This is a genomic window from Lactobacillus taiwanensis DSM 21401 (genome assembly GCF_001436695.1).
Classification (GTDB): domain Bacteria; phylum Bacillota; class Bacilli; order Lactobacillales; family Lactobacillaceae; genus Lactobacillus; species Lactobacillus taiwanensis.
Window position 1 is genome coordinate 217,089 of the sequence record NZ_AYZG01000051.1, and the last position, 5,120, is coordinate 222,208.

Below are 5,120 nucleotides of genomic sequence, written 5' to 3' on the forward strand. Positions count from 1 at the left end.
TGCTTTCTTACCAGCAGCTGCATCGTCGATAGCCGCATTAGCGACATCCTTATCAATTGCTAATTTTCCATCTTCAACTGCCTTCTTAACGTCGTCATTAGTCTTAGCATTATCGATTGCTTCTTGGGCCTTCTTAGCATCAGAGTCAATTTGATCCTTAGCTGCTTGCTTCTCTTCGTCAGTTAAGTTGTTATCTTGGTCAATTGCCTTCTTAGCTTCATCAACTTCGTTGTTAAGATCAGTTGTTGCTTGATCTTTAGTAGCTGATTTAGTTGGTACTTCAATACCATTAATTGCTTTAACACCATTTTCTTGCGCTTCAGTTACCGCAGTGTTGGTAGTTGCGGTATCGATTGTAGTATTGGCAGCACTTTGAGCATCACTAACTTCTTGCTTCAATGCAGCCTTTTCTCCGTCTGTTAAGTTTGAAGAATCAATTGCATTGTTCTTTGCTGTTGCTGCGTCGGCTACTGCCTTCTTAGCTGCTTCTTTGGCTGCTGATTCGGTTGGTACTTCAGTATCATTGATATTCTTAATACCATTTTCTTGTGCAGTAGTTATAGCTTCTGGAGTAGTTGCAGCCTTAATTGCTTCTTTAGCAGCTTGTGCCTTTTGATCAACTTGGTTGTTTAAAGCATCTTTTTCTTCATCAGTTAATGATGATTTAGAAATTTCAGCCTTCTTGCCAGCAACTGCGTTATCGATTGCTGCATTAGAAACATCTTTATCAATTGCTAATGTACCGTCATCGGTTGCTTTCTTAACATCGTCGTTAGTCTTAGCATTATCGATTGCTTCTTGTGCCTTCTTAGCATCAGAGTCAATTTGATCCTTAGCTGCTTGCTTCTCTTCATCAGTCAAGTTGTTGTCTTGATCGATTGCGTTCTTAGCTTCATTAACTGCAGTATTAAGGTCACTTGTTGCTTGTTCTTTAGCAGCTGACTTAGTTGGTACTTCAATAGAATTAATTTCTTTAATGCCATTGTCTTCTGCCTCAGTAACTCCAGCGTTGGTAGTTGCATTATCAATGGCAGTATTAGCAGCATTTTGTGCTTCAGCTACTTCTTGCTTCAATGCAGCTTTTTCTTCAACTGTTAAGTTTGAAGAATCAATTGCATTGTTTTTAGCTTCAGCAGCTTCTGTCACTGCCTTCTTAGCAGCTTCTTTGGCTGCTGATTCAGTTGGTACAGTAACATTATCAATTGCCTTAACACCCTTGTCCTGAGCTTCAGTTACTGCCGTGTTTGTAGTTGCAGCATCTATTGCTCTATCTGCTGCGTTTTGTGCTTCAGTAACTTCTTGCTTCAATGCAGCTTTTTCTTCAGCTGTTAAGTTTGAAGAATCGATTGCATTGTTCTTTGCGTCTGCAGCTTCGGCTACTGCCTTCTTAGCAGCTTCTTTGGCTGCTGATTCGGTTGGTACTTCAGTATCATTGATCTTCTTAATACCATTTTCTTGTGCAGTAGTTACAGCTTCTGGAGTAGTGGCATTATTGATTGCGTCTTTAGCAGCTTGTGCCTTTTCATCTACTTCATCGTTTAAAGCCGCCTTTTCTTCATCAGTTAATAGTGATTTAGAAATTTCGTTCTTCTTACCAGAAACTGCGTTATCGATGGCCGCATTAGCAACATCTTTATCAATGGCAAGCTTACCATTATCAACAGCCGTATTAACCTCATCATCAGTAATAGCATTATCAATTGCTTCTTGCGCTTTCTTAGCATCAGAATCAATTTGATCTTTAGCTGCTTGCTTCTCTTCATCAGTCAAGTTGTTGTCTTGATCGATTGCGTTCTTAGCTTCATCAACTGCAGTATTAAGATCACTTGTTGCTTGTTCCTTAGCAGGTGACTTAGTTGGAATTTGAATATCTTTAATTGCTGCGATGCCGTCTTCTTTAGCAGTTGTTACTGCTTCATCAGTTGTTGCACTGGTAATATTTGATACTGCGTTACTGTATTCTGCTTGAACTTCATCTTTCAAAGTGTTCTTTTCATCAGTAGTTAGATCACTAGCATCATCAATTGCCCTATTCTTAGCATCACGTGCTACATTCAATTCTCCAATAGCTTCTTGTTGCTTCTGAACTAAGGTTGGAATAGTAATGTTATTAATATTATCTAAACCGGTTGTTTCTGCACTCTTGACTGCATCATTAGTTTGAGCGCCCTTAATTTCCTTAGTTGCATCATCGGCAGCTTTATTTGTTTGATCAACCAAAGCCTGCTTTTCTTGATCAGTTAAGTGAGTAGCGTTGTTAATGTCAGTAAGCTTAGCATTCTTAGCACTTTCAATTGCATTGAGAGCATCTGTTTGTGCTCCCTCTAGAGTTGGAATAAATAGATCAGTAATTTGCTTAATTGCGTCATCACGTGTTGCAGTAACTGCATCATTAGTAGTAGTGGATGACTCATTAATCTTATCAATTGCATCGTTAGCAATTTTATCTACTTGATCACTTAATTCTTTTTGTTCTTCAGCACTTAAGTTAGATGCAGCAGAGATTTGCTTATTCTTAGCATCTTGAACTTGTTTAATTGCATTAATTGCATCTTGTTTAGCTTGAGCTAAGCTTGGAACAGTCACATTAGCAATATCTGCAATACCCTTATTCTGTGCGTCAGTCACAGCATCATTGGTAGTTGCATTGTTGATATTATCTTTTGCATTTTTAGCTACTTCACTTGCTTGATTGATTAAGTCTTGCTTTTCTTCAGTACTTAAGTTAGATGCATTATTAATTTCATTTGTTTTAACTTGCAAAGCATTGTCAATTGCAGTGTTTGCTGCATTTTTAGCATCTTCTAGTGAAGTAAAGGTAATACCTTTAATGTTATCAATTCCAGCAATAGCTGCATCGCGAGCATCATCGTTGGTAGTGGCCTTTTCAACATTATTCTTAGCAGTAGTTGCTGCTTCAGTTGCCTGATCAACTAATTTTTGCTTTTCAGTATCATTCAAGTTAGAAGCATTGTTAATCTCATTTACTTTAGTGTTCAATGCGTCTTCAATTGCTTGGTTAGCATTCTTCTTAGCCTCATCAAGACTTGGAATAGTAACATTTTCGATATTTTGAACACCAGTATTTGCTGCTGCCTTAGCATCATCATTTGTTTGAGATTGGTTGACGCTGTTAATTGCTTCAGTTGCGGCATTAGTTGCAGCATTGATCAAACCTTGCTTTTCACCTTGGGAAAGGTTAGAAGCATTGTTGATTTCATCAGTCTTGGCATCTAAGGCCTTGTTAATTAGATCAATACTTTCCTTCTTAATATCAGACAAGTTTGGAACTGTTACATCAGCAATTGCTTTTTCACCATTTGTTTGGGCAGTATCAACATCGACATTAGTAGTAGCATTGTTGATATTGTTCTTAGCAGCATTGGCTGCTTCAGTTGCTTGATTGATTAAGTCAGTCTTTTCTTGAGCGTTGATATTAGAAGCATTGTTGATTTCATCGGTCTTCTTTTGAAGAGCATCATTGATGGCAGCAATTGCATTATCTTTGGCTGAAGAAGTGGTTGGAATTTCGGTATTATTAATTTCATTTACACCGTTTGTTTGTGCAGTAGTTACTTCTTCAACAGTAGTTGCGTTAGCAATATTTTGTTTTGCATTATTTGCTTCAGAATTAATTAAATCAGTGTAAGCTTGTTTTTCGTCAGTAGTTAGTGGATCTTGAATTTCCTTAAGCTTACCAGCAACTGCATTATCGATTGCTGCGTTAGCAACTTCTTTATCAATTGCAACCTTACCACTGTTAACTGCATTGTTTACCTCAGTATCAGTCTTTGCATTGTTGATGGCATCTTGAGCAGTCTTAGCATCGGAGTCAATTTGATCTTTAACTGCATGCTTCTCTTCATCAGTCAAATTGCTATCTTGATCAATTGCTTTCTTAGCATTTTCAACTTCGTTGTTAAGATCAGTAATTGCCTTTTCCTTATTTGCTGATGTTGTTGGAACTTTAATGCCGTCAATTGCACTAATACCATTGTCTTTAGCTTGAGTTACGTCTGCGTTTGTAGTTGCATTGTCAATTGTAGTATTTGCAGCGTTTTGTACCTCAGTAACTTTTTGTTTCAAAGCAGCTTTTTCTTCAGCTGTTAAGTTTGAAGAATCAATTGCAGCATTCTTTTCATTAGCTGCATTAGCTACGGCTTCCTTGGCTGCTTGTTTTGCTGCTGATTCAGTTGGTACGTCAATATCATTGATATTCTTAATACCATTTTCTTGCGCAGTAGCTACAGCTTCTGGAGTAGTTGAAGTGTTAATTGCTTCTTTAGCAGTATTTGCCTTTTGATCTACTTCATTATTCAAAGCAGTCTTTTCTTCGTCTGTTAATGGTAAGTTAGAAATTTCTGATTTCTTACCAGCGACTGCATTATCAATGGCTGCATTAGCAACATCTTTATCTATTGCTAATGTACCAGCATCAGCTGCCTTCTTAACATCATCATTAGTCTTTGCATTGTTAATAGCATCTTGAGCAGTCTTAGCATCAGAATTAATTTGATCTTTAGCTGCTTGTTTTTGTTCATCAGTCAAGTTGTTATCTTGATCAATTGCCTTCTTAGCGTCATCAACAGCCGTATTAAGATCAGTTATGGCTTGTTCCTTAATAGCTGATGTAGTTGGAACTTTAATGCCATTAATTGCATTCACGCCATTAGTTTGAGCTTCAGTTACTGCAGCATTGGTAGTTGCTTTATCAATGGCTTGATCTGCAGCTGTTTGTGCTTCAGTAACTTTTTGTTTCAAGGCTGCTTTTTCTTCATCTGTTAAGTTTGAAGAATCAATTGCAGTATTCTTTGCAGTTGCTGCGTCGGCTACTGCTTTCTTAGCTGCTTCTTTAGCTGTTGATTCAGTTGGTACTTTAATACCGTCAATTGCATTCACGCCATTGGTTTGAGCTTCAGTTACTGCTGCGTTTGTTGTTGCATTATCAATGGCTTGATCTGCAACATTTTGAGCTTCAGTTACTGCTTGCTTCAACGCAGCTTTTTCTTCATCTGTTAAGTTTGAAGAATCAATTGCATTGTTCTTTGCTGTTGCTGCGTCGGTTACTGCTTTCTTAGCTGCTTCTTTAGCTGTTGATTCAGTTGGTACTTTAATACCGT

Annotated in this window: 1 protein-coding gene; it reads right to left on the bottom strand. The window is 37.8% G+C overall.

All coding sequences use genetic code 11. The annotated features are described in order from the left end of the window. The coding region (locus tag FD18_RS07315) for a DUF1542 domain-containing protein (RefSeq protein ID WP_200953894.1) at positions 1-5,120 on the bottom strand (5,120 nt) is incomplete at both ends.